Source organism: Chitinophaga filiformis, from assembly GCF_021646545.1.
Taxonomy (GTDB): Bacteria; Bacteroidota; Bacteroidia; order Chitinophagales; family Chitinophagaceae; genus Chitinophaga; species Chitinophaga filiformis_A.
In genome coordinates this window covers 397,888-423,433 of the sequence record NZ_JAKIRP010000001.1, presented here as the reverse complement: position 1 = coordinate 423,433, position 25,546 = coordinate 397,888, and the positions used below count along the sequence as shown (strand labels likewise).

The following is a 25,546-nucleotide window of genomic DNA, read 5'->3' as shown; positions in this document are numbered from 1 at the left end:
CCTGAAATTTTAGCCAAAATTAATTATTCCAGCCCTTTCCTGCGCTGTTGTTTTTTCTCAGACAGTCGTTTTTTGAATTGGATACGTTTCTCCTTCACTGCTTTGGACGGTTTGGTGGGCACCCTTTTTTTGGGTTTGATGAGGGCTTTACTCACCAGTTCGTTCATCTTTTTTACCACCAGCTGTTTGTTGCCCAGCTGGGTGCGTTCTTCCTGGGATCGTACCTGCAGCAGTCCTTCTGCATTGATGCGGTGCGCCAGCTTTTCCTGTACCAGTGTTTTTTGTTCTTCGGTTAACAAAGATGAAGCGGCAATATCGAAATAACCCTCCACCATGGTTTCCACCTTATTCACGTTTTGTCCGCCCTTTCCCCCGCTCCTGGCGGTGCGGAAGGTGATTTCGGCGGAAAGATCTACACTCATTTAATTAACGTTTCTTTATAATTGATTATCGTAATTTAACTAAAGGTAAATGATTTTATTTGCCCTCCATCCTTATAAATCCTGTGTGCCATGAATTTCTTTACTCCTGTACAGTTGCGTATACTTAAAACCAGTTGGATTCCCGTACTTATCGCCTGCACAATACAAAAGGGCGCTGACAGCATATTCCCGTCAATATTATCGCTTAGTCTGGGGATGCAATATGCAGTGTTCCTGGCGTTTGCCACCTTGTGTATGGTAACATGGGAAGCTGTTATTAAAAAGGATGTGAAGCAGTTTGGTGTACTGGCATTCGTGGTGCTCTTAGCTTACGGTCTGCAGATTGTCCTGAATGAGTTTCTGAAAGCAAACAGCAGCCAGGAAAATACTTCTCTGATCTATTATGTCAATTCATTTGCGGTTGTGCTCGTGATCGTTATCACGCGCTTTTATCTGAACGGAATGAGCGATAAAATAGGAGCAGCAGTGCTGGCCGCCGTCATCTATTTTGTCATCCCTAAAACAGGCAGTCCGACGGGCGGAATCCCGCTGGGATGGCTGAATGCGTCCGGATTCTGGATGGAGGTGGTGAAATCTCTTGCTTTTCTGCTGACAACCTACGGTACTTTTGTCTCTTATTACTCAGTTATTTTCCTGACGGAGAACAGTTTCAGATGGCCGACATTTTTTATAAAGCTTCAGTCCCGTATACAGACTATCAGTGGGTGGGAATATTTCTTCATCTTCTTAGCGATATGGTTTATTTACATGGGTAGTATTGGTGAACTCACCTATTTAATGTCCAACTTCTTTGAAGGCACACCACTGCCTGTAACCGTTATCGCCTTTGTTATTTTCAGGTTATTGCTGGCTGTTCTGTGTGTATATTCTCTTGCCGGCTTGCTAAGAAATGTCATTACCGGCAGGGCATTGACGACCGGAGAATATAATCCCTGGGTGATCATTATGCATTACATCCCTGTCGTTAATATTATTGCAGTGTTAAAGCTGTTATCTGACAAAGACAAACCGGCTACACAGGAGGAACATGCTGTATTATATCTGGAATCTGACAGGTATGCAGCCCAGCAGACGATGATCATTTCCGGTATTGCAGTAACGGTATACAATATCTATTACCTGCTGACGGCGCCTACCGGCTTAGCTTTGTCGGGAGCCGCGTTACTGGGGGCACTATACCTTTTAAAGATCTTTGCCTATGTGAAATTGCGTAGCAGTAAGACTTATCTGTTGCTGGTAATGGCTTTGAATATCATAACAATATTGTTTGCACTGAACGAATACCTGTTGTTGTCTTTATCATTTCTCTATCTCTACTATTACCTGATGCTGGAACTGTTTTATCCAAAACTGGAAATAGAAGACACTATAAAAGTGCAGGATCCTGAAGCCGGTGATATTTTCACACATACCGCATAAATATTTTAATTTCCCGGCGCAATTAAAATAACATACTACACATATGCGTGCAGTTATACAACGTGCATCTAAGGCATCCGTGACTGTAGATGGCAGTGTTACCGGCAATATCCAGACAGGATTGCTGGTATTGCTGGGCATTGAGGATGCTGATAATACCGAAGATATTACCTGGTTAAGTAATAAGATCGTCAACCTCCGTATTTTTAACGACGAGGAAGGCGTCATGAACCGTTCTGTAAAAGAAGTGAATGGCGATATCCTGCTGGTAAGTCAGTTCACCCTGCATGCGGCTACCAAAAAGGGAAACAGGCCCTCCTATATCAGGGCCAGTAAACCAGATATAGCCATTCCGCTGTATGAACAGATGATCAGCCAGTTAACTTTTGATATGGGGAAACGTATTGCTACCGGCATTTTTGGAGCAGACATGAAGGTGGAACTGCTGAACGACGGCCCTGTTACGATCATTATAGACACGAAATCAAAGGAATAAATCATCAATATGACCATCCAGGAAGCACAGGAAAAGATCGATGGCTGGATAAAGACCGTTGGTGTGCGCTATTTCAGCGAGCTGACCAACATGGCCATCCTGACTGAAGAAGTGGGGGAAGTAGCCCGTATCATGTCCCGTAAGTATGGTGAACAATCCTTTAAAGAGTCTGATAAGGGAAAGGATCTGGGGGATGAGCTGGCGGACGTCTTATGGGTACTGCTCTGCATTGCCAACCAGACCGGAGTGGACATGACCGCCGCTCTGGAAAAGAATTTCGAGAAGAAAAACATCAGGGACGCCAGCAGGCACAAGGACAATGAGAAGCTCCAATAAGGCAGGTTTTTTGTTAAAACTATTATATGAAGATCGTTAAGAAAGTAAAAAACTTGTGGCTGATCCTGAAACAGACCTTTCATGATTTCATGGACGATAAGGTGCTCAAACTCAGCGCCGCACTATCCTATTACACTATTTTTTCCATTGCTCCCATGCTGATCGTGATTATCACACTATGCGATGTGTTTCTTGGAAAAGAGGCGATCGAAGGAAGTATATACGGGCAGATCAGAAATATGGTAGGAGATCAAGCCGCCATACAGATCCAGCAGATGATCAAAAATGCTGCTCTTTCGGGCGATTCCAGCTGGGCCACCATAGTGGGGGTTGTAACCCTGGTGATCGGTGCCACGAGTGTATTCGGTGAAATTCAGGACTCAATAAACTTCATCTGGCAGCTGAAAGCCAAGCCCAAGAATGGTTTGGTGAAGATGCTCCTCAACCGCCTGCTGTCGTTTTCAATAGTCATCAGCCTTGGATTCATCCTGATGGTCTCCCTGGCTTTAAACGGGATTATTGCATTGTTCAGCAACCAGCTGTCGGTTCTCTTTCCGCAGGTAACGATGGTATTGGTATACATTATTAACCTGGTACTGACCTTTGTGATCATCAGCGTGCTGTTCGCTATCATTTTTAAAGTACTGCCCGATGCAAAAGTGCAGTGGAAACATGTTATTATCGGCGCTGTGACAACAGCCATCCTGTTTATGATAGGAAAATTCGCTATCGGGATGTATCTTGGTTCAAGTAAAGTCGGCACTGCCTATGGGGCGGCCGGTTCCATCGTGATCATCCTGCTTTGGGTGTACTATTCAGCCATTATCCTGTACTTTGGAGCTGAGTTTACTCAAGTATATGTTCAGCATTTTGGGGGCAAGATCAGGCCCAATGAATATGCCGTATATGTCAAGGAAGTGCCCGTGGAAACTGATGAATTGCCCTTAACGGCCCCGATCGAGCAAGAAAAAGGTAGCTAAACGCCATCTTTAAATCCGAAAACCCTTATTATATTTGCGCCACTATGGCTACAGATCAGAACAAATTCCAGGCGATTATCTCGCATTGTAAAGAATATGGCTTCGTGTTCCAGTCCAGTGAAATATACGACGGCTTAAGTGCAGTATATGATTATGGCCAGAACGGAGCTCAGTTAAAGAAGAACATCCGCGACTATTGGTGGAAGAGCATGACCCAGATGCACGAGAATATCGTCGGGATTGATGCTGCCATTTTTATGCATCCTACTACCTGGAAGGCATCTGGTCACGTTGATAATTTCAGTGACCCGATGATCGACAATAAAGACAGTAAAAAACGCTATCGTGTTGATCATCTGATAGAAGGCCATGCTGAAACGCTCTCCAAAGAAGCGGGTGATGCATTAATTGAGCAGATGGATAACCTGCTCAAGGATAATGACTTCGCGGGACTGAAAAAGCTGATAGAAGATAATAAGATCAAGTGTTCTGTAAGCGGCACTGTAAACTGGACAGAAGTTCGTCAGTTCAACCTGATGTTCTCTACCCAGTTAGGTAGTGTGACCGATGAGGCAAGTGAAATATATCTGCGTCCGGAAACTGCTCAGGGTATTTTCGTAAACTTCCTGAACGTACAGAAAACCGGCCGTATGAAGATACCTTTTGGTATCGCGCAGGTAGGTAAGGCTTTCCGTAATGAGATCGTAGCCCGTCAGTTCATTTTCCGTATGCGTGAATTTGAGCAGATGGAAATGCAGTTCTTCATCCGCCCTGGCACCCAGAAGGAATGGTATGCCTACTGGAAGGAAGAGCGCATGAAATGGCACCTCAGCCTGGGCACATCTCCGGAAAAATACCGCTATCACGACCACGTTAAGCTGGCACACTATGCCGATGCCGCTGTGGATATCGAATTTGAATTCCCGATCGGGTTCAAAGAAGTGGAAGGTATTCACTCCCGTACAGACTTCGACCTGAAGAGCCACCAGGAATACAGCAAAAAGAAGATCCAGTACTTTGATACCGAAACCAACCAGAACTACATCCCATACGTAATAGAAACTTCTATTGGTCTGGACCGTATGTTCCTGTTGACAATCTGCAACGCTTACGCGGAGGAAGACCTGAGCAAAGATGGTAAAGAAGACAGCCGTGTGGTGATGAGATTCCCTGCCAAGCTGGCGCCGGTTCAACTGGCTATCTTCCCGCTCACCAAGAAGGACGGTTTACCGGAAATAGCGAAGGAACTGATGGATAAATGTAAATCATCCTTTTACTGCTTTTATGAAGAGAAGGATGCTATCGGTAGGCGCTACCGGCGTCAGGATGCCATCGGTACTCCTTTCTGCGTAACCATCGATCATCAGACCAAGGAAGATAACACCGTTACTATCCGCTACCGCGATAGCATGGAGCAGGAAAGGGTGCCAATGGATAAAGTGAAAGAGATCGTGCTGAATAAGATCAACGAATAGAAAATAAAAGTGATTTATAGGAAAAAGGCGGTATCAACTGATGCCGCCTTTTTTATGAGATATATAGTATCAGATTGTCATGTATGGACTATCCATACAGCTCCTGGTGAATGTCATGCCTGTCGTACCCCATGGCCAGTATCCGCTGTTTAGCCTCATCTATCATGTTCTTCCAGCCACATAGAAAGAAATGCGCGGGCTGTTTGCGGGCCAGTTCTTCATAGATCAGGTGCACATATCCTTTGCGTCCTGTCCATAGATCGTCCTGCCGGGAGAGGGTCGGTATATAATGGAAATCTGTCAGTTCCCGCTCCAGTTGACACATCTCCGAGGCATAGAGCAGATCACATTGCTGCCGGCAGCCATAAATGAGGTGGATAGGAGGATGCGGCAGGTCGTGCGCTTTGATGTACTGAGCCATCGACCGGAAAGGGGCAATGCCGGTGCCCGTACAGATCAGGAACAGGTCCTTGTCCAGTTGCTCCGGCAAGGTAAAGTGCCCCAGCGGCCCTTTTAGTGTCAACTCACTACCCTCAGTGACCTCATTGAACAGATAAGTGGTGCCAGCACCACCTTCCAGGAGCACAATGACGAGTTCTATTGTATTGGTGCCATCTGGCGGAGAAGCGATGGAGTAACTGCGCCAGCGCTTGTTCTTTTGCTCATGTATGGGAAGGTCGAGGGTTACAAACTGACCTGCTTTGAAGTCGAAGCGCTCCTTTTCGGGGATCTGAATCCAGAACCTGCGCGTATTATGCGTTTCCTGTACGATACGGGTTACCTGCCCTTTATACCATTGGTCAAGCATTTGTGTGGAATTTATACTAAATATAACCAAAATTGTCCATAGCCCGTTGGCTTCCAGCGGGATAAGCTGCGATGGACAAATGCAGTAATTCCGTATCTTTGCAACCCTCATGAATATACAGGCTGTTTTACAACTGTACCAGCGAGATTCCCGCCTGCAACAGCTGGTGAAAGGGATACATTTGTCCGATCCACAGTATTTTCAATTAACAGGACTAACCGGAAGTGCCACCACATTTATAGCAGCGGGAGCGTGGGAGCTGGCCAATTCCGTTAACCATCTTTTCATTCTCAACGATAAAGAAGAGGCTGCCTACTTCCATAATGACCTTGAGTCATTGAGTCAGGCGCTGGATATCTTCTATTTCCCGGACTCCTTCAAAAAGGCCGGCTACTTCAACGAGATCAACAGCAGTCATAGTATGCTGCGTACGGAAGCACTCATGAAGTTCTCCGGACCGGCAATACATAAAAAGATACTGGTTACCTACCCGGAAGCGCTCTGGGAAAAGGTGGCGGCCTCCGTGGCCTTCAGCACCAATATGGTACAGCTGAAAGTGGGCGACGTGCTAAAAGTAGATGAGCTGCTGGAGAAACTTGTTGGCTGGGGGTTTGAATATACAGACTTTGTATACGAGCCGGGGCAATATGCTGTTCGTGGTGGTATCCTCGATATCTATTCCTTCGGCAATGAGAAGCCTTATCGTGTAGAACTGTTTGGTGAAGACATTGACTCCATCCGTCTCTTTGATCCCGAAACGCAGCTGAGCGAACGCAAGCTGACACAGGTGACCCTCATCGCCAATATGGATACGCAGGGTCTCAACCATCAGAAGACGTCTCTGCTGGAGTTCCTGCCGGAAAATACCATCGTCTGGATGAAAGACCCCGGTTACATACAGGATGTCGTGCTGCAGCTGGAAGAAAAGCTGGATGCATTCCTGCAAACGGGTCAATCGGTGAAGGTAGGCGACGATGAGAAGATAACGCTGGCAGAAACTGATTTCGTCAAAGCGCATCCGCTGATGCATGAGCTTTTGCGCAGGCATTGCGTTGTATTCAGCAACCGCCAGTGGTGGGAAGAGACAAACCGTCCCTTTATACCACTCAACTTTGAAACGCAGGAACAACCTGTCTTTAACAGGCAGTTTGATATGCTGATCAAAGACCTTGATGCACACAACAAGAATAAATATACACTCTTCATTTTCGCAGAGAATGCCCGTCAGCTGGAAAGGTTGCGCAGTATCTTCGAAGATCTGAAAGCGGACTTTACCTTCTACCCTATCCCATCTCCTGTCAGCCATGGTTTTATAGACCATACACTGAAACTGGTATGTTATACCGATCACCAGATCTTCCAGCGTTACCATAAATACAAGGTAAAGCAGGCATACAACAAGAATAAGGCGATCACCATGAAAACCCTGCGCGAATTGCAGCCGGGCGATTTTGTGACGCATATAGATCATGGTGTGGGCACGTATAGTGGTTTGCAGAAGATCGAGGTAGGTGGTAAGATGCAGGAAGCGATCCGTATTATATACAAGAACAATGACCTCTTGTATGTAAACATCAACTCCCTGCATAAGATCAGTAAATACTCCGGTAAGGAAGGCGTCGAACCACGTGTGAATAAACTGGGTAGCGATGCATGGGATAAGCTGAAGGAAAAAGCTAAAACCCAGGTAAAAGATATCGCAAAAGACCTGATCAAACTCTATGCTGTCCGTAAGGCCCAGCAAGGATTTGCTCATACGATGGATACCTACCTGCAAACGGAGCTGGAAGCCTCCTTCCTGTATGAAGATACACCCGACCAGAGCAAGGCTACAGCCGATGTGAAAAGGGATATGGAGTCTCCTTCTCCGATGGACCGTCTCGTATGTGGCGACGTAGGGTTTGGTAAAACAGAGATTGCCATCCGTGCGGCCTTTAAATCCATCGTAGATGGTAAACAGGCTGCTGTACTGGTGCCTACTACTATCCTGGCCTTCCAGCACTATAAGACCTTTGCAGACCGTTTGAAAGACTTCCCCTGCACGGTGGATTATCTGAACCGTTTCAAATCTGCTAAAGAGAAAAAAGAAACACTCCAGAAACTCGCAGAAGGAAAGATAGACATCATCATTGGTACACATGCACTGCTGGGGAAAGAAGTAAAGTTCAAAGATCTCGGTGTACTGGTTGTCGATGAAGAACAGAAATTCGGTGTCTCTGCCAAGGAAAAACTGAAACAGCTGAAGGTGAATGTGGATACACTGACACTAACGGCAACACCTATCCCAAGAACACTGCAGTTCTCTCTGATGGGCGCAAGAGACCTGTCTGTCATCAATACACCGCCGCCTAACAGGCAGCCGATAGAAACCGAAGTACATGTATTTGATCATGATCTGATCCGTGATGCGATCTACTACGAAACAGAACGTGGTGGCCAGGTATACTTCGTATACAACAGGGTGAAGGGACTGGGCGAAATGAGCAGTCTCATAAAAGGCCTGTGTCCTGATCTATCCATTGCTACTGCACACGGACAAATGGAAGGACATCAGCTGGAAGAAGTGATCCTCGATTTCATTGACAGAAAATATGACGTACTGGTATGTACTAACATCGTGGAAAGTGGTGTGGACATTCCAAATGCGAATACCATCATCATCAACAATGCACACCATTTTGGATTAAGTGATCTGCACCAGTTGCGCGGACGTGTAGGACGTAGCAATAAAAAGGCTTTCTGTTATCTGTTGGCACCTCCTATGAGCACATTGCCTGCCGATAGCCGTAAAAGATTGCAGACATTAGAACAGCACAGTGAACTGGGTAGTGGATTTCAGATCGCTATGCGTGACCTGGACATCCGTGGCGCCGGTAACCTGCTGGGTGGTGAGCAGAGTGGTTTTATGGCAGAGATTGGATTTGATATGTACCAGAAGATCCTGGATGAAGCTATCCGCGAACTGAAGCAGAATGAATTCCGTGATCTCTTTAAGGAGCAACTCGAAGAGAAGAAAGACTTCGTAAGTGATTGTACCATCGATACAGATCTCGAAATACTGATACCCGACAGTTACGTAGAAAGCATACAGGAACGTCTGAACCTTTACCAGGAACTGGATAACATCACCCTGGAAAGTAAACTCCAGGCATTTGAAGCAGAGTTGGTAGACCGTTTTGGTCCGCTGCCTGAACCTGTGAAAGATCTGCTCTGCATGATCCGTTGTCGCTGGATGGCGATCAAACTGGGCTTTGAAAAGATGATGCTGAAAGATGAAACGCTGCGTTGTTACTTCATTAACAATCCGGATTCACCATACTTCGAATCACCTACGTTTAATCATATCCTTACTTACCTGCAGACAAGAGTAAATAATGCGAAGCTGAAACAGGTAGGAAAGAATTTCATGCTGGTGGCAGATCGTATCAGGTCAATGAGTGTCCTGTATGATTTTCTGAAGGCAATGGAGGATGCGAGGAATGACTGATGTGGGTTGAAACCCCGCGCTACAAACACAGCGCTCCTGGCGGAGCGCGAGCGAAGATCGTAAATAGGAAGAGCTTGTATCTGATACAGGCTCTTCCTGTTTATTCGGGTATTTGATGGAATCTGGTAGTGTTTTATCTGACTATTGTTACAGTCCCTTTCCTGTTGAATGATCTTCCCTTATAATCTGTTCCCTGTATCATCCACACATATGTACCTGCAGGCATGGGCGTGCCTTTGAAATAACCATCCCAGGTGCCGGAAAGGGATTGTGTTCTGAATATCTCCTGCCCCCACCTGTTCCATACACAGAAAAAATCCAGCTGGGATACACCGGGTGAAATAGCCCGGAAAACATCATTACGGCCATCATTATTGGGAGAAAATGCTGTGGGAATATAAAACTCCGGACCAGCATAAACTTTCACGTTTACGGTGTCTATTTCGATACAACCTTCCGGCGATGTCACCGTGAGATGATATACCTGGTCCTGCTGAAGATAAGCGATCGGATCTGCAATGCCGGGGTCTGTCAGTCCTGCTGTGGGGGACCAGGCAAATTGCAGTCCGCTTCCGCTGGTTTGCGCGTTCAGCTGTAAGGGCTGATCGCGGGCAACGAGCGTATCATGGCCTGCAAAAAGATTGATATCAGTGACCGTAACAGATACGGCTGATGTGTCGGAGAAACAGCCATCAGTACTCATAACACGTAAAGTAGCCTGATAGGCGCCACCTGCGGGATAAACATAGCTGATCTGCTGACCGGTTTGCTGCTCACCATTGCCGAAATCCCAATACCATTGCGATAAAGGAACGGCAGGCGTTTGATCTGTGCCGGTGAAGTTGATAGGCATGCCGATACAGGCATTTTCTCCGCTAGCACCGATATGGGGTGTAGCATATACTTCCATTGTTTTTTCAATGCCGGCGCTGCATCCCTGGGTAGACGTCGCCTGTAGTTTTATCCGGTAGGTACCTGTGTCAGCATATGCAATAGAAGGATGCTGTAAACCTGATGTCTGTCCGTTATCAAAATCCCAATCCCATTGCCGGATCGTGCCTACTTCTAATGTCGTTTTATTGGTGACAGTAACAGGACGGCCTGTACATAACAGATCAGCAGTAAAGTCGGGTACAGGATAAGAACCGATGATCACCTGTTGTTTCATCGTATCTGAAATACAGCCGCTGTTGTCTTCAATTACCAACCGAACCTCATACTCTCCTGCTTTGGCATAAAGATGTGGCGGAGGGTCAGCAACGGAAGATGTAGTGCCATCGCCAAAATCCCATAAGCGGCGCGTAATGGTACCGAACGACTTCGAATCATCGCCAAATACGATAGGAGAGCCATCACAGAATAGCTGATTATTGTCGAATTGTAACTGTGGCCGGAGAGCTGCACAGAACTGTTGTTTGTTGGAGCTCCCACCGGTGGCAGAACCAAAGCCCCAGTACACCATTGGGTTGCCGCCGAATATGTCGGCTACGAGGTCTTTTTGTGCGGAAACGCGCAACACGCCATCAATACTTACTTCAAGTAGTTTGTTTACCGCATCCCATCTGATCCTGAAAATATGCCAGTTGCAGTCTTCAATGTTTCCGTTGTCAGCCAGTGCCGTCACCGGACCTGCCAGATTGTTGGCAGTCAGATGGGATATATCGCCATTGACCTGTATAGATACGTGATCATAATCGGGATCTCCATCTGCCATGTTCTGCCATGTATCTATAAGCACACCGAGTGAAGGACTGATGTTCTGAAACCCGAGTCCCTGACCTGCTGTGCCAAGATTGGTGCCCTGTGTCTGCAGGACAAACCCCATCCCATCGGCACCGGTTTCATCCTTGCAGCCAAGATTTATATCAAAGTAATAATCAAAAGAATCATTCAGGCTGATCTTGTTTTTATTCCATACAGTACCGCTCGTGTTGGTCACATCTTCAGTTAGCACATAACAGTTGCAAGTCCGCTGGGTTGCTGCACCATTCAATATATACGGAGTTTGTAACTGGGCGAATATTGATAAGTTGGATAATAACAGCCATAACAATCCTGTTAAAAGCGGTAATACTCTTGTCATAGGATTATTGCTGCCAGTAAAATAAAAAAAATAATCTGTGTAACATATACAGGTCTGAAACGTTAAAGGCAAGCAACCCATATATCTTTAATTGTAAAGTATTGTATGCTGGTATACCGGGAAATAATTTTTACCCCATTTATGGAATCATGATATAAAGTAGCATCATATAGTCAAACAAACGGAAACCATAATTATTCAATTAACACTCAAATCACAACAGTATGAAAAAGGTAATGTTTTTACTGGCAGGATTATTTGTAGCATCATTAAGTCAGGCACAGCAGACAGACAATAAACCTCCTGTTAAAAAGATCGAAGTAACAGGCTCCGCAGAAATAGAGATCACTCCCGATGAGATCTATCTTGATATTGCCCTGCGTGAGTTCAAAAATAAGACCGCAAAAGTAGAAATGAGCACACTGGAGAGCCAGCTGCAGAAAGCAGTGAAAGAGGCCGGCATCCCTGCATCAGATCTCACCATTGCTAATGTATTCGGTACTAACTATGACTATTGGTGGAATAAAAAGAAGAAAGATCCTGATTTCATGGCGCGTAAACAATATCGCCTTAAACTCAGCAACCTTGATAAAGTAAATGCTATCCTGGGTGCAGTAGATGCTGAAGGCATCGAAAGCGTGAATATCAGTAGCTATACACACAGCAAAATGGAAGACTACCGCAAGCAGGTGAAGACTAAAGCATTACAGGCTGCAAAGGCGAAAGCAACTTATATGCTGGAAGCTATCGGCAATACAATTGATGGTGTACTGGAAGTGCAGGAGATCAATACTGATAACTATGCAGATGTTCAACCTGCTGTATTTGCCAATGCTTATGCACGTGCCGGTAACGCTGAATCAGCAGATGCTGCATCTTTCAAAAAGATAAAAGTACGCGCTGAAGTAAGAGCTGTCTTCTTTATTAAATAATAACCTGTAGCATAATAAAAAAAGGGAGCCACGTTATGTGCGCTCCCTTTTTTTATTATAATGATGTTTAATTATCCCACCATACTTTATCTGTCAGTTTTGCTTTCTGTAGTTCCTGTGGATTGGCAGTGATCTCATTCAATGGATACAGGAATCTGCGAGGCAAACTTGTTACCTGATTATTAGCGATCATCTTTATTGCAGGATAGCCTGTGCGGCGCCAGTCTACATAGTTTTCGGTTGAAAAGAAATTAGCTGTGTTCTTCTCTTCGATAATAAGCTGCAACGCATTGGCTGCAGTTAATACTCCTCTCTTTGACAAATACGCCTGTGCAGCAGCACCGGTAGTATCAACCCCGAGTTTCAGCAGGTTGCCTGCAACGGCCTGCCTGAATACTGGCTGGGCAGCAGTATATCCTGAAGTAATATAAGTAGCCTCTGCTTTCAGGAACAGTGCTTCTGCAGCATTCACTATATATACCCTGGATGCAATATTGCCATAAAAACTACCTGGTACGGAGAAGTCTTTCAAATTGCCTGCTCCTGAACCGATCACATTACCAGTATATAATCCTGTACTCTCTGCTTTACTAACCAGATAGGGTAAACGCGGATCATTATGTTTTACCAGCGAATCTACATAGTGAGAAGAAAGTACAAGCGTAGATGTATTGTAAAAGTGCAGATACCACGCATTAGATGAAGTAGAAGTACCATTGTAGCTGAATGCACAATCGTCATCGTTGCTGGTCATTCCGTTGGATAATGCGGTTAATGCAAGGTTAGCCTGTGCTGCTGCATCATATCCCGGTGCTTTTGTAAGGTGCATATAGTAACGCGCCTTCAATGTATAAGCCATCTTTACCCACTTACTCATGTCTCCTGCATAGTAATAATCATCCGAACCGGGACTAGCGCCAGTAGCTGAATTCAGTTGTGTGATAGCCTCATCCAGCAGGGCCTGTATGCTTTTATAAATGTCTTCCTGTTTGTCATAGGGCGGAGTTGTATTGTTTGTTCCTGTGAACGCCTGTGAGTAGGGAATGTCTCCCCACAGATCTGTAGCCGAACCGAGGGTATAGGCTGTCAGCACTTTCGCAATACCTGCGTACATCAGGTTACCATTCGCTGTTGCCTGTTTATCGAGGATGTTCAGGTTATTCAACACTACTACATAATGTGAGTTCCAGAAGTCGTCAAATGTGGAACTTGTTACCATGTAGTTGACAGTGTTTGGTAAAGGCTGATTAGGCACGCAGTTTTGCATCCATTGATTAACGAGGCTGGCTGCGTTGCCTGCTGCTATATACTGGGAAACACCTGCTTCCACGGGAGCCAGCAACAGGCTCTCAGATACGTCTGAAGGTACGTTTGAATTCTGATTGACGTCGAGAAATTTCCGGCATCCTGACAGCGTTATAGCCGTCAGCATGGATATAATGATGAACGATCTTTTCATATAGCGATGATTTACTAGAAGGTGAATTTTAACGTACAGTCAAATGACCTGGAAGTAGGAGCAGAGAACGTATAAACGCCTAATCCACCGTTGCCGGCGCCCCATGAATTCACTTCCGGATCACCGCCGCTGAAGCTGGCATCTTTATGTATCCACAGATTGCGACCTGTCAGTACAATGGATGCATCTTTGAAAGGTAGTCTGCTGCTGCCTTTGGCGAGTGTATAAGAAAGACTTACGTTACGCAGTTTGATATACGATGCATTCTGTATGACAGCTTCTGTGATACCACTGATCTGCTGAAAGTAGCTTTGCCCTGTAACAGATACTTTGTTTGGCGCGCCTGTTACATCGCTGACGCCAGGCACTACCCTGTCTTCCCTTTTTGCTGTAGCAACAGAGGTGCCGTAATACAGGCCATAACCATCATCAGAGTTCAGTACATCCCCACCTTGTTTTGTATCGAAGAAGAAACTCAGTCCGAATTGTTTGTAGCGTAATTGATTCGTAATACCGCCTATCCAATCAGGAGTAATGTTGCCCACTACGTCAAAATCGCCGGAGGCATAAGGTAAGCCTGCCTCATTGATGCGTAGTTGACCATCAGCTGTGCGTGCGTATTTGGTGCCATAAATAAGACCCCATGGTTCTCCTTCTTTTGCGTAGATACTTCCTATGCTTGTTTGTGTCAGTCCGCCGCCGATGTGTTCTACCTTCTGATTCAGCTTAGTGTAGTTCACAGTTACATCCCAGTTGAAGTCTTTTGTTCTTACCGGAGAGAGTGTTAATAATACTTCAATACCCTTTGTAGACATCTTCGCAGAATTGATAGTGGTGCTGGCATATCCTGTGGAGTTAGCCAGTGAGATGTTTTCTACTATACCCTGCGACATACGTCTGTCGAAATAAGAAGCCTCCAGGCCTATCCTGTTTTTCAGGAATTTCATTTCCAATCCCAGCTCCATTTCTTTCTGTAATTCATTTTTCAGATTAGGATTACCTAATGAAGAACTGATCAGAAAACCATTCTGTCCATTGTAAGGAAATGTCAGGTTGCTGCTTACATCACCATAAATGATCGCCTGATAGTAAGGAGTGGTGGTCGCATATGGTTTCACATTATCGTTACCTACTGATGCGTATGACGCCCTTATTTTACCAAAAGGGATCACTTCTTTCAGCTTATCATGGAATAGCTCTGAGAAGATAAATCCGCCAGCTATGGAGCCGTATGGATAGTAGGTGTTTTCTGTAGATAATACGGAGCTTCCGTCATATCTTCCTGTGAGCGACAAGACCAGTAAACGGTTATAGTCTACCTCCGCTTGTGCATAAAAACCAACTTTCCTGCGCAGGTATTGTGATTCTGTGTATGTTACAGATGATGCACTCGCCATATTGTAATAACCCGCTTTTGCCAGACCAAGTCCCAACGCAGTCATAAAGTCGCCGTGCTCAGAATAGACGTTATTCCCTAACAGTAAGCTTGCATTTGTTTTAGCACCGAACTGTTTTCTCAGTTGTACAATGAAGTCATGGTTAAACTGCCGGAAGTTTTTGTTGTTGCTATAAGTGAGACCGGTAGCGTAAGTAATATCTTTCATGTTCACATGGTAACTCTGCTGATCAGCATAGATATCAGCGCCTGCTCTTTCTGTAATAGACAACCAGTCAAAAGGACTATATACAAAAGTGACTACAGGAAGGAATCTGTTCACCCTGGTGGAGTTCAGTACATTGTCCAATACCCAGTACGGATTATTACGGCTGTTGCGGTATAGGCGTTGTGAGCCATCGGGATTGAGATACGGTTTCAGATTGTAGGACACAGGCGCCGTAAATACAGTCCACAGCGGTGTTTCCAGTCCATATCCTTCCGGCATTTTATCATTCTTTGCAGTGCTGTAAGTCAGTTGAAATGTAGCATTCAGCTTGTCCAGTATCTGTGTACTGTATTTAGTGAATACACTATGACGGGCGTAAGATGTTTTGGGTATCGTTCCTTTCTGATCGAAGTAAGAATAGGACATGAAATAATTAGAAGCGGCATTACCGCCAGATACACTGACAGTGCTGTTAGATGTAACGCCTGTGCGGAAAAATTCTTCCAGGGGATTATGTGCCTGAACTTTTTGTCCGTTGGCCGTTAAGGTATCTATACGCGGTCCCCAGGAGGTGCTGGACTTCCTGGTCTCACCATCGATGTATACCCCTTTATCGCCTTGCGCGTAGGTGTATTGTCTGTCCGGAAAGATGGTGTTTTCAAAAGAAAGACCGGAGGACAATGACACCACAGGTTTACGGCTCGCAGTTCCTTTTTTAGTGGTGATGAGCACAACGCCGCGTGCGCCGGCAGAGCCATATAAAGCAGTGGCAGCAGCACCTTTCAGCACGTTGATATTTTCGATAGTTGCAGGATCTATATCGGCCAGTCTGTTGGAACCGGGACCACCATTGTAAGTACCGCCGCTTTCATCATTGTTGATAGGCACGCCATCCATGACCATCAATGCCTGGTTTTCGCCGGAGATGGAGGTAATACCGCGAATCACGATACGTGCAGAACTACCGGGCATACCGGAAGAACTGGTGATCTGAACACCTGCTACCTTACCGGTAAGCGCATTCAGTACATTTGGCTCTTTCGCCCGAAGTATTTCGTCGCTCTTGACTTCCTGGGCGCTGAAGGTGAGATTCCTTTTTTCTTTCCTGACGCCCAGTGCTGTTACCACCACCTCATTCAGATCGCTGGCATTCTCTGTAAGTGTGATGTTAAAATGTTGTTCATTGCCCACAGGAATCTCTTTAACGGTGTATCCTACTGCACGAATAAGGAGTGTTGCTCCCGGGGCTACTTCAAGTTTAAATGATCCGTCCTGTGCGGTGGTTGTCCCTTTAGATGTGCCTTTGATAATAACTGAGGCAAAACTGACTGGTTGTTTCTTTTCATCGGTCACTGTTCCGTCTATTCCCCGCGACTGTGCATTTATCGAGGAATAGGCCAGCAGTCCCGCAAGCAATGCCAGCAGGTTAAATAAGTTTCTTTTCATACAACGAGATTAGATATTGGTTTTTTGTGAATTCCCCTCTCTAAATAACTTATCCCGTCATCTGCGCAAATGACTAAAAATGATGTGTACTCAAATGTAATAGCGGAAGGGGGCTAACCTTTTTATGATTCTTGACTATCTATAGACGGATATTAACCAAAAAAAAGTCCCGCCTTGAGAGGCGGGACACGATGGAAAAAGATTTCAAAAAAAACGATGATCAATTAATGTTTACTTTAAACGTTCCGTCCGTTAATGGCTTTTCTGTTTCACCATTGTTTAAAATGCCGTCGAATGTGCCTTCGGCATAGTTACTATTTATGCTTGTAATCTTTATTGTAGCGCTTGTACTTTCATACGCCTCGGCGCCTGATACAGAGTTTGTGAACACAATACTAGCGTGTTGCGCTGTTGTGAAAGTACCAGTTACTAATGTATCGTCGGGGAAAACAATCATCAGTGCGATCGCACTGTTCAGGGTTCCGGTTAATCCCTGTATCATCAGGACTTTCTTACCTATGCCGGTGGTGTCGAAAGCTTCTCCGTAAGAAGTGTTGGCGGAGAAAGATTTACCGTCAAATTTAAAAGAGCAGGATCCGGATGCCTTGACTACTTCTTCCTTATCACAAGACGTGAAAGCGACCAGACACAGGCACAGGAACCCCAAAAGGGAATTGAGTTTCATAGGATAGGTAATTTCTTCAGGTATAGTGATAAATAGGACTGCAAATTAGTTACTTTCTGACAAATTAAATAAAATATTTATAAGTTTTTTAACAGTTATGAGGCAATAAATGGTGAAGTGTCTGGAAATGAAGCATATAAAAAATCTGAGTCCAGGGATTAGAAGTGATGGATTAAGTGTTAACGCACTAAAGTAAGCTGATTGAAGGGATCTGAGCTGAAAATAAAAAAGCTGCGGAGGTATTTCCGCAGCCTTTAAGTTATTTATAAAAGAGCAGATTGATATTCTGCACTTATGTATTGATTCAATTAGGCGTCGATCTTCGCATATTTTGCATGAGATTCGATGAATTCCCTTCTTGGAGGAACCTCATCACCCATCAGCATACTGAATACACGGTCTGCTTCGGCAGCGCTTTCGATAGTTACCTGTTTTAAAGTACGGTTATCCGGGTTCATGGTAGTTTCCCACAGCTGTTCTGCGTTCATCTCACCAAGACCTTTATAACGCTGGATGGTTACGCTGTCTTCCTTACCGTTGGCTATTTTCAGAATAGCAGCCTTGCGGTCTTCTTCTGTCCATGCGTAGATCTGTTCCTTGTTCTTTTTCACCAGGTAGAGTGGCGGCTGGGCGATGTAAACATACCCCTGTTCCACCATTGCCTTCATATAACGGAATATAAAGGTCAGGATCAGGGTGGCAATGTGGCTACCGTCCACGTCAGCATCCGTCATGATGATCAGCTTGTGATAGCGCAGTTTAGAGAGGTTGAGGGCTTTATCATCTTCTTCTGTACCAATGGTCACCCCAAGGGCAGTAAAGATGTTTTTGATCTCCTCGTTCTCGTATATCTTATGCTCCATGGCTTTTTCCACGTTGAGGATCTTACCTCTCAGCGGCAGGATAGCCTGGAAGCTACGGTTACGGCCTTGTTTTGCTGTACCACCTGCGGAGTCACCCTCAACCAGGTACAGTTCACATTTTTCAGGATCATTTTCAGAGCAGTCAGCCAGTTTACCTGGTAATCCACTACCACTCAGTACGCTCTTACGCTGTACCATCTGGCGTGCCTTACGGGCTGCTTCACGTGCCTGTGCTGCCAGCACTACCTTGTTGATGATGATCTTGGCTTCACGGGGGTGTTCCTCCAGGTATGCTTCCAGTACGGCTGCTACAGAACTATCCACCACACCCATTACATCGGAGTTACCCAGTTTGGTCTTGGTCTGACCTTCAAACTGAGGTTCAGGCACCTTCACGCTGATGATAGCGCTCAGACCTTCGCGGAAGTCATCACCGGTAACTTCGATTTTGGTCTTTTCGAACAGTTTGTTCTTATCACCATAGCTTTTGAACACACGGGTAATTGCACGGCGGAAACCGGATACGTGTGTACCACCTTCGATGGTATTGATGTTATTTACGTAGGAGAAGATATTTTCACTGAAGGAATCATTGTAGATCACAGCTACTTCTACGGCTACATTGCTGGAAGCATCGTGTGCTTCGATGAAGATCGGATCAGGCAGCAGGCCATTACGACGACCGCTACGGTCCAGCATCTGTACAAATTCAATGATACCACCCTCGCTGTAAAAAGTTTCAGAGATAGAATTACCCGCTTCGTCTTTCTCACGCTCGTCGGTCAGGGTGATCCTGATCTTACGGTTCAGGTAAGCCAGTTCACGGAGACGGCCTGCAAGGATCTCGCGGTTATAGATGGTATCTTTAAATATCTCGTTGTCTGGTTTAAAATGGACAGTGGTTCCGGTAGTATCTGCCTCACCGATCTCGCGTACAGGGTACTGTGGGATACCACGCTGGTATTCCTGTTCGAACAGCTTGCCTTCACGGCGTACGGTTACATGTAACAGGGTACTGAGTGCGTTTACGCAACTCACACCCACCCCGTGCAAACCGCCGGACACCTTATATGTATTCTTGTCAAATTTACCACCGGCGTGCAGTACGGTCATTACCACCTCCAGGGCGGAACGGCCCTCCTTGGTGTTCATTCCCGTCGGAATACCACGACCATCATCCACTACACGGATGGAGTTATCCTCGCAGATCGTTACTTCAATATTCTTACAATAACCGGCCAGCGCCTCATCTATCGAGTTGTCAACCACTTCATACACCAGATGGTGAAGTCCTTTAATGCCGATGTCACCGATGTACATCGCCGGGCGTTTACGCACGGCTTCGAGTCCCTCAAGTACCTGTATACTGTCCGCGTCATATCCTCCTTGTGCAGGCGTAGTTATTTGCGCTATTTCTTCGCTCATATTTGGGTGTAAAGTCTGTTTAGAATTGGATTCTCGTGAATTGTGCAAAAATACGAAAAATGAGCCTTATTTCCATATTTAAGAGGTGCTTTTTGATTCGTTGATATCCACATAAATCAGATAGGCGGATTTGGGCCCAGAGCAGTCTCTTTTATGCCGGTAAATAAGGTTTTCCAGACCAGGTTAAAAAAGGATTTTTTAATATCCCTCTCATAGTGGGGGTGGGCCAGCCGGGTTTCCCCATCGGCAGGATTGCTGTCTTTGATGATCAGCACGTTAGCTAAAAAGCTCATCAGCCCCTTCCTTTTGAACTCGTGTGTGCCCTCCTCTTTTTTCAGAATATTCACTTTCAGGTTGCGGTAAATAAACTTTACCTGCCCGGAAGCCCTGCGTTCGTTTCCCGTCATGCTAAAAGTCAGGTCTTGAATATCACAGGATTTCACCTGTACCATGGCCAATGGCTTTAGTACGGGATTAAGATCTTTCCCGTCCATGCTTTTTACCTGACCTGAAACCCCAAATACGCCCAGGGTATCTTTCATGGAGAAGTCAAAGTGTGCCTTCAGCTTCCCGCTATTCATGAGAATTGCGTTAAGATCAGCCGTGATATGGCTGTTTTTCGCAATCATGCTGTCTATATTGGTCACATTGCGGAATACGCCATGCACCTGTTTGATGCTAAGTTTACCCGCTTCGTCCGATTTGGGATTGATCTCTGTGTAGAAAATATCTGTTTTCTTTCCTACCAGGCTATCTATATATATAGGTATCGCCAGCTTTTTGAACAACTGGTTTGGGTATTGCCCCAGTTTGTTGCCCGGTGGTTCCGGCAGTTTGCGGTTATGGTAAATATCAAGGACGCCATTATTAATAGTCAGCTTATCCGCCCATATCACCTGGTGCTCCAGTAACATGCGTGGTTGCAGCCGGGCCAGCTCTATGTTATTCAGTTTTACGTCAAAGCGGTCACGCTGTGTTTTGGAACGGATATCAAATTCCGCCCGGGGGTAACGTGGTTCGACGGCAAACTGGCCGATCCGTAGCATTTGTTCCTCAGCGCTGTAATGTACGTCTGCTACGTGCATCCAGTAAAGGCTGTCTGGCGTGCGGTACCGGTATTCCTTCAGGCCGAATTCATAGTTCCGGGCATAAAGGAAACGGGTCGGATCTTCCAGCGCTACCGAATCGATAAGAAAATCCTTCACCTGTATACGCAGGTTTTCCAGATGGGTCATTACCAGGCTACTATCCCGCTTTACGACGGTGTACCTTAAGTTGGTATTGCTCAGGAGAAGGGTGCCCAGATAGAGCGACTTTAATTTAGAAGAGATATTTTGATAGGCATTCTTCCGGACGGTCGTATCCTTGTTCTGCAGATTCGTCTCCAGCATGACCACCGGATTGTCAAACACCAGGGAGCCGGCGTTAAACTCCTTCTTCATAAAATAACGCCATACCCTAAAGTAGCTGAGGGACACTCTATCGGCCGTAAAGCTGTAGATCAGCTTAGGGGCTCTTTGTTCCTCCTGTAGACGTTTATATACATCCGGGTCTCTTATCAGGCTTACTTTTTCCAGGGTAAGACTACCGGTGATAGGGTTGAGGTCGAGGTCTGCATAACGTAGTGTATACAGGCTATCCGACATGTCCTGGATATAGGCCTTTAGCTGCCACTGGATCTGTTTGTTCCAGCGCTGACCAATGTACCATGCTGCGCCAAGCACCAATAGTATTAATATAATTATGGAAAGGAGTACCTTTTTCCAGATCCGTAGAAAGAGTGGTCTTTTCTGCATCATATACAATTAAACGAAATTCATACCAATAGTCCCTATAATAAATTACCATATCCTGTAGAGAAGGTACCTGTTTGTCCCAGCCAAAAAAATATTGAAACTTGTCAATGAATGATAAGTGATTATTTTTCATTAAATTAGATGTAATTTCTACACTTTTTAGGCGTTTTCGCTTTGTAACCTGAATGTCAAAACGTTTCTGAATAAATTTTGAATGACTATTTTTGTCACGGATTTAACAAAATGAATGGCGTGAAAGAGGTACAGGACATATTATCATTGGCCATCCGGCAGCCCGCTATGAGCGATCAGCTGCAATTGGCAGAGGACGACGCCGTTACGGTGCCGGACTGTCTCGATTTTGCTTTGCAGCGGTTTACGTATGATCGTCCGTTGCCAGTAGAGGATGTGGCGATGGTGGTATATCAACCGGCCAAGAGAGGGCAGACTGCTGCCATCGAATTGCGCTATTGTGTGGCGGGCAACAAATATTGCCAGAATCCGGGTTGTACTGACCGTGTATGTGTGGATGGGCATAAAGACAACTGTGTACAGAAGTCCCCTTCCATCGACATGATCACTGTCCGTTTCCAACCTTCCTTCATACAGTCACTGCAGAAAGGTGCTACCAGTTCTACCCTTTTCGACATGCAGTCGCGTAAGCCTTTTGTTAAAACGATCCAGCCCAGTACCAAATCCAAAGAGGTATTGGAGCAAATGGTCCATCACAATTATGATGGCGCCCTCAAAAACATCTTCCTTCAGAGCAAGGCGTTAGAATTACTCCTCTTCAGTTCAGACCAGTTTGCCCAGAATGATACGGACGACCGCTTTGGTTGTCGTTTCCTGACACAGCTGGAAGACCGCGAAAAGATAGAAAAAGCCAGGGACATATTATTGGAACAATTGGATGCGCCCATCACTATCCGTGATCTGGCCCGCCGGGTTGCCATGAATGAATGTTACCTGAAGAAGGGTTTCAAAGCGATGTACGGCACTACCATCTATGACTATTTCCAGAAAGAAAGGATGGAAAAGGCGAAGAACCTGCTGTATGAAAGAGGCATGTCTGTTTCCGAAGTCGCTATCCTGATGGGTTATTCCTGTATATCCCATTTCTCTACAGCATTTAAGAAACATACTGGCTTGAAACCTTGTGAATTGCTGCTGAGATAATTGAAAATCAATACTAAAGATCAAAAACTTATCATATAATGGTCCCGCTCTAACCAGAGCGGGATTTTTATTATCTTATAGGTATGTCCCAGGCACATTTTTAATCCATCTCCACAATCCGGGAAACGAACCCCCAGCTAAACTTCCTGCACCAACGGAGTTATCCGGGTATCTCCAACATTTCGGGGATTATAAAACATATGATGCCTCCCGAGCCGACAATAATCACCTCTTTATTTGTTTTACCGGTATGATAAACAAAATCATAATCAATTGGTTACCATTTGGTATTACAGTTATTGTCGTGCTATAAACATACTTTTCCCGATTTGATCATTAGTTTTCCCGAATACACAAATAGTCCCCGGAATATTAGTGTTTCTTTGTATCACGATCGGCAGATATTTATCCTGATCTTCCTTATAAGCTTCCTTATCAGATTTGACCATGGTGAGAGCTTACTGGGCAAAAATGAGTAAAGCCATTAATTATTTTTGCACCTCATTAACACCAATTTTGACCTTTTGGAAAGTGCAATTTTTGCCAGGTAAGCTTTCTACCGTAATTACATAAAGCCGTCTCGTCTCAAACGAGACGGTTTGTGTTTTTATATGCGTCTCTTTTCCTACTGACCAATTCCTTTCTGGAGCTACTGGTGATACTATTTTATCGGAATCAAGTTGAAAACCTGAGGGATCTTTGTGATCGACATAAATTTTAAAACGTCTGAGCAAGGAAATTTCTATTTCCCTACCCCTCGCATCGCACCCCTGAACCGAATGGCTTTAAGAATTCGGGAATCCCACACATCAAAATGATAAAACAACCCAGGTATAAGTTAATCCTTTCTCCGGCTCGGGAAGTACGCTATCGGTTCGCGGTGAGCTTACTGAAAGGTCTCCAAAAGGGTAATAAAAGGACATTAAAAGGGTATCTATATATCTATTCGATATTGAAGTGACCTTTAAGAACTATTTTAATACCAAGTATGATAGTTTATCGGTACCTTAGAGAAGCGAAACAGTAACCTTGTAATTAATAACCTCAAAAAACCTTTTTATGGCCATTGTTAAAGACAATATCCTCCTGCAATTTGTACGGGGAACCCTCGGCAAACAACTCACGATCTATGAACGGAATGGGCAGATCATTATGGCGACGAAACGCGGCCCTTCAAGGAAAAAGCCTACCCAAAAGCAGTTAGAAGCAAGGGAGAGGATGACCATTGCTTCGGCACGAGCGCAGCGAATGATGGCCGATCCGGAGGTAAAAGCCTACTATGCGTCACTGGCAGGACCAGGACAAAATGCCTATAATATGGCAGTGAAGGATGCTTACCGCAGTCCTGAGATCCAAAGTATCAGGTTAGAAAAGGAGGAGGTGGTAGTGACTGCCAAAAATGAGTTCCGTGTGGCAGAAGTGGAGGTAAAGGTAGTAGACGCTGACGGTGTTGTTACTGAGAGTGGGCGGGCAGTTTTGGGCTGGAACGGCGTTGATTGGCATTATAAAGTAACTGCGCTGCCAGCAGGCGGTAAAGTCATTGTGGAAGTGGAAAATTTGCCAGGGAGATATACGGTGAAGGAATTGCTGCTTACATAAAAAGACGTCTTCACTGTTTACGAATGGCTTCTATCTGATTGGGGAGTTTTGCCTGCATGCCTAGAATGTTCTCCAATTTACCAGCCAGCGCGAATTATTTTGACATATGTTGTTCCCTGTTTAAACGCGGGCAGGCGTAGCCTTGCCCTCAGGATACTGAAACCGGGCTACTTAGCGTGAATAACCACCCCGCTCATCTTCGCGATGTATTCGCTTAAGATCCGCTGGAGGCCAGGCTCTCTACTATAGCGCCGGAGCGAATACGGATAAAAGCAGATTTCCTGTCAGGAAGTCAGACAATCGCTTATGACATTATGTGTTATGAAATGACAAGTTGCTAGTTATCAGTCACATAGAAGAGGGCTTAATACTGGAAATAGTAAAAATAGGGTAAGAAATGTGGAAAGAGGGATACCCTTATTAGTAGGTTGCGTCTGCCATGGTTATTTGCTTTGAAGTGTATAGAAAAAGAAAACCCCGCCCAAAAGAGCAGGGTCTGTCCTATTTATCCCTATACCTATGAAATACTACTTAATGCGGTTATTATTCTGTAACGGTTCCGTTCTCATTAATCAACACCACTTTCTCAACGCCGTTATCCTGAATATTAACCTTATAATATGCAGCTACATCTGATCTTTCAATTTTCCAGCCATCCTTAATAGTGGCGCTTGGATATTTTGATCTGAGTGTAGTGGATACTGATTCCGGTATCCTGTCACCTGCATATGAACTACGGGTTGCTACCCATTTACCATCTGCGTCATATTCAGCCGTAGTCTTTACATCTTCTTTTGTAAAGTTTGCGACCCAATGTCCGCTATAGTTCTTCGACCACTTTGCTTCCGAGCCTGAAAAGTTCTGCTGAAACGCATCCTTTACAGCTACAGGAGCTACCACTTCTTTAGCAACTACCTTCTTTGTTTTTTTTGCTGATTTCTTTTGTGCAAAAGTTGTGCCGGAAGATATGAGTGCCACACAAATTATTAATACTAACTTTTTCATAAATAATCAGATATGGTTTTTCAATTGGG

17 protein-coding genes and 1 pseudogene are annotated in these 25,546 nt (G+C 45.1%); 9 read left to right on the top strand and 9 right to left on the bottom strand.

What is annotated here, in order from left to right; translation table 11 throughout:
- Positions 1 to 23 precede the first annotated feature (23 nt).
- Positions 24 to 404: pseudogene (gene arfB / locus L3C95_RS01695) on the bottom strand (alternative ribosome rescue aminoacyl-tRNA hydrolase ArfB); the annotation flags it as partial.
- Between the two features lie 108 nt (positions 405 to 512).
- Between arfB and L3C95_RS01690 the strand changes: the two are divergent.
- Genes L3C95_RS01690 through L3C95_RS01670 form a run of 5 tightly spaced genes read left to right on the top strand, consistent with a single transcriptional unit; the run spans position 513 to position 5,149 of the window.
- Entirely contained in the window at positions 513 to 1,862 is a 1,350-nt protein-coding gene (locus L3C95_RS01690) for a hypothetical protein (protein ID WP_236384441.1), read from the top strand.
- A 43-nt stretch (positions 1,863 to 1,905) separates the two neighbouring features.
- Positions 1,906 to 2,358 carry a D-aminoacyl-tRNA deacylase gene (gene dtd / locus L3C95_RS01685; RefSeq protein ID WP_236384438.1) on the top strand — a complete coding sequence of 151 codons (453 nt, stop codon included), beginning with the start codon at positions 1,906 to 1,908 and terminating at the stop codon, positions 2,356 to 2,358.
- Positions 2,359 to 2,367: 9 nt separating this feature from the next.
- Positions 2,368 to 2,694, top strand: a complete 327-nt coding sequence (locus tag L3C95_RS01680; protein ID WP_236384433.1) for a nucleotide pyrophosphohydrolase — start codon at positions 2,368 to 2,370, stop codon at positions 2,692 to 2,694.
- A 26-nt stretch (positions 2,695 to 2,720) separates the two neighbouring features.
- Positions 2,721 to 3,674 (top strand): YihY/virulence factor BrkB family protein, encoded by a 954-nt coding sequence (locus tag L3C95_RS01675; protein WP_236384430.1) that lies wholly within the window; start codon positions 2,721 to 2,723, stop codon positions 3,672 to 3,674.
- 44 nt (positions 3,675 to 3,718) lie between these two features.
- Positions 3,719 to 5,149, top strand: coding sequence for a glycine--tRNA ligase (locus L3C95_RS01670; protein WP_236384429.1), 1,431 nt, complete (start codon positions 3,719 to 3,721; stop codon positions 5,147 to 5,149).
- An 88-nt stretch (positions 5,150 to 5,237) separates the two neighbouring features.
- Here the strand turns inward: L3C95_RS01670 and L3C95_RS01665 are convergent, their stop codons facing one another.
- Complete coding sequence (locus L3C95_RS01665) at positions 5,238 to 5,957, bottom strand: ferredoxin--NADP reductase (protein ID WP_236384426.1); 720 nt, start codon at positions 5,955 to 5,957, stop codon at positions 5,238 to 5,240.
- A gap of 109 nt (positions 5,958 to 6,066) precedes the next feature.
- Here L3C95_RS01665 and mfd point away from each other — a divergent pair, with 109 nt between their 5' ends.
- Complete coding sequence (gene mfd, locus L3C95_RS01660) at positions 6,067 to 9,444, top strand: transcription-repair coupling factor (RefSeq protein WP_236384424.1); 3,378 nt, start codon at positions 6,067 to 6,069, stop codon at positions 9,442 to 9,444.
- Between the two features lie 133 nt (positions 9,445 to 9,577).
- Here mfd and L3C95_RS01655 read toward each other — a convergent pair whose 3' ends face one another.
- A complete protein-coding gene (locus L3C95_RS01655; RefSeq protein ID WP_236384423.1) occupies positions 9,578 to 11,527 on the bottom strand; it encodes a lectin-like domain-containing protein in 1,950 nt (649 codons plus the stop codon).
- 224 nt (positions 11,528 to 11,751) lie between these two features.
- Between L3C95_RS01655 and L3C95_RS01650 the strand changes: the two genes are divergently transcribed.
- Positions 11,752 to 12,459, top strand: a complete 708-nt coding sequence (locus tag L3C95_RS01650; protein ID WP_236384418.1) for an SIMPL domain-containing protein — start codon at positions 11,752 to 11,754, stop codon at positions 12,457 to 12,459.
- A gap of 67 nt (positions 12,460 to 12,526) precedes the next feature.
- On the opposite strand, the gene L3C95_RS01645 is transcribed toward L3C95_RS01650, so the two are convergent.
- From L3C95_RS01645 to L3C95_RS01625, 5 genes are all read right to left on the bottom strand, one after another.
- On the bottom strand, positions 12,527 to 13,918 hold the full coding sequence (locus tag L3C95_RS01645; protein WP_236384416.1) for a SusD/RagB family nutrient-binding outer membrane lipoprotein: 1,392 nt from the start codon (positions 13,916 to 13,918) through the stop codon (positions 12,527 to 12,529).
- Positions 13,919 to 13,932: 14 nt separating this feature from the next.
- On the bottom strand, positions 13,933 to 16,968 hold the full coding sequence (locus tag L3C95_RS01640; RefSeq protein ID WP_236384414.1) for a SusC/RagA family TonB-linked outer membrane protein: 3,036 nt from the start codon (positions 16,966 to 16,968) through the stop codon (positions 13,933 to 13,935).
- Positions 16,969 to 17,188: 220 nt separating this feature from the next.
- Positions 17,189 to 17,653: a hypothetical protein gene (locus tag L3C95_RS01635; RefSeq protein ID WP_236384405.1), complete on the bottom strand. Its 465-nt coding sequence runs from the start codon at positions 17,651 to 17,653 to the stop codon at positions 17,189 to 17,191.
- Positions 17,654 to 17,961: 308 nt separating this feature from the next.
- Positions 17,962 to 19,941, bottom strand: a complete 1,980-nt coding sequence (gyrB, locus tag L3C95_RS01630; protein WP_236384402.1) for a DNA topoisomerase (ATP-hydrolyzing) subunit B — start codon at positions 19,939 to 19,941, stop codon at positions 17,962 to 17,964.
- Between the two features lie 116 nt (positions 19,942 to 20,057).
- The gene (locus L3C95_RS01625; RefSeq protein ID WP_236384399.1) at positions 20,058 to 21,737 is read right to left on the bottom strand and encodes a hypothetical protein; all 1,680 of its coding nucleotides are present in this window, start codon (positions 21,735 to 21,737) and stop codon (positions 20,058 to 20,060) included.
- A gap of 252 nt (positions 21,738 to 21,989) precedes the next feature.
- Here L3C95_RS01625 and L3C95_RS35070 point away from each other — a divergent pair, with 252 nt between their 5' ends.
- Positions 21,990 to 22,913, top strand: a complete 924-nt coding sequence (locus tag L3C95_RS35070) for a helix-turn-helix domain-containing protein (RefSeq protein WP_236384397.1) — start codon at positions 21,990 to 21,992, stop codon at positions 22,911 to 22,913.
- A 1,059-nt stretch (positions 22,914 to 23,972) separates the two neighbouring features.
- Positions 23,973 to 24,512 carry a hypothetical protein gene (locus L3C95_RS01615; RefSeq protein WP_236384396.1) on the top strand — a complete coding sequence of 180 codons (540 nt, stop codon included), beginning with the start codon at positions 23,973 to 23,975 and terminating at the stop codon, positions 24,510 to 24,512.
- Between the two features lie 543 nt (positions 24,513 to 25,055).
- Here the strand turns inward: L3C95_RS01615 and L3C95_RS01610 are convergent.
- On the bottom strand, positions 25,056 to 25,517 hold the full coding sequence (locus tag L3C95_RS01610; protein ID WP_236384393.1) for a PepSY-like domain-containing protein: 462 nt from the start codon (positions 25,515 to 25,517) through the stop codon (positions 25,056 to 25,058).
- Positions 25,518 to 25,546: the final 29 nt, after the last annotated feature.

Coding starts and splice junctions, on each gene's coding strand:
- L3C95_RS01610 (WP_236384393.1), bottom strand. CDS start 25,517: ATGAAAAAGTTAGTATTAATAATTTGTGTGGCACTCATATCTTCCGGC.
- L3C95_RS01670 (WP_236384429.1), top strand. CDS start 3,719: ATGGCTACAGATCAGAACAAATTCCAGGCGATTATCTCGCATTGTAAA.
- L3C95_RS01635 (WP_236384405.1), bottom strand. CDS start 17,653: ATGAAACTCAATTCCCTTTTGGGGTTCCTGTGCCTGTGTCTGGTCGCT.
- L3C95_RS01675 (WP_236384430.1), top strand. CDS start 2,721: ATGAAGATCGTTAAGAAAGTAAAAAACTTGTGGCTGATCCTGAAACAG.
- gyrB (WP_236384402.1), bottom strand. CDS start 19,941: ATGAGCGAAGAAATAGCGCAAATAACTACGCCTGCACAAGGAGGATAT.
- L3C95_RS01615 (WP_236384396.1), top strand. CDS start 23,973: ATGGCCATTGTTAAAGACAATATCCTCCTGCAATTTGTACGGGGAACC.
- L3C95_RS01680 (WP_236384433.1), top strand. CDS start 2,368: ATGACCATCCAGGAAGCACAGGAAAAGATCGATGGCTGGATAAAGACC.
- L3C95_RS01655 (WP_236384423.1), bottom strand. CDS start 11,527: ATGACAAGAGTATTACCGCTTTTAACAGGATTGTTATGGCTGTTATTA.
- L3C95_RS01690 (WP_236384441.1), top strand. CDS start 513: ATGAATTTCTTTACTCCTGTACAGTTGCGTATACTTAAAACCAGTTGG.
- L3C95_RS01665 (WP_236384426.1), bottom strand. CDS start 5,957: ATGCTTGACCAATGGTATAAAGGGCAGGTAACCCGTATCGTACAGGAA.
- dtd (WP_236384438.1), top strand. CDS start 1,906: ATGCGTGCAGTTATACAACGTGCATCTAAGGCATCCGTGACTGTAGAT.
- L3C95_RS01625 (WP_236384399.1), bottom strand. CDS start 21,737: ATGCAGAAAAGACCACTCTTTCTACGGATCTGGAAAAAGGTACTCCTT.
- mfd (WP_236384424.1), top strand. CDS start 6,067: ATGAATATACAGGCTGTTTTACAACTGTACCAGCGAGATTCCCGCCTG.
- L3C95_RS01645 (WP_236384416.1), bottom strand. CDS start 13,918: ATGAAAAGATCGTTCATCATTATATCCATGCTGACGGCTATAACGCTG.
- L3C95_RS01650 (WP_236384418.1), top strand. CDS start 11,752: ATGAAAAAGGTAATGTTTTTACTGGCAGGATTATTTGTAGCATCATTA.
- L3C95_RS01640 (WP_236384414.1), bottom strand. CDS start 16,968: ATGAAAAGAAACTTATTTAACCTGCTGGCATTGCTTGCGGGACTGCTG.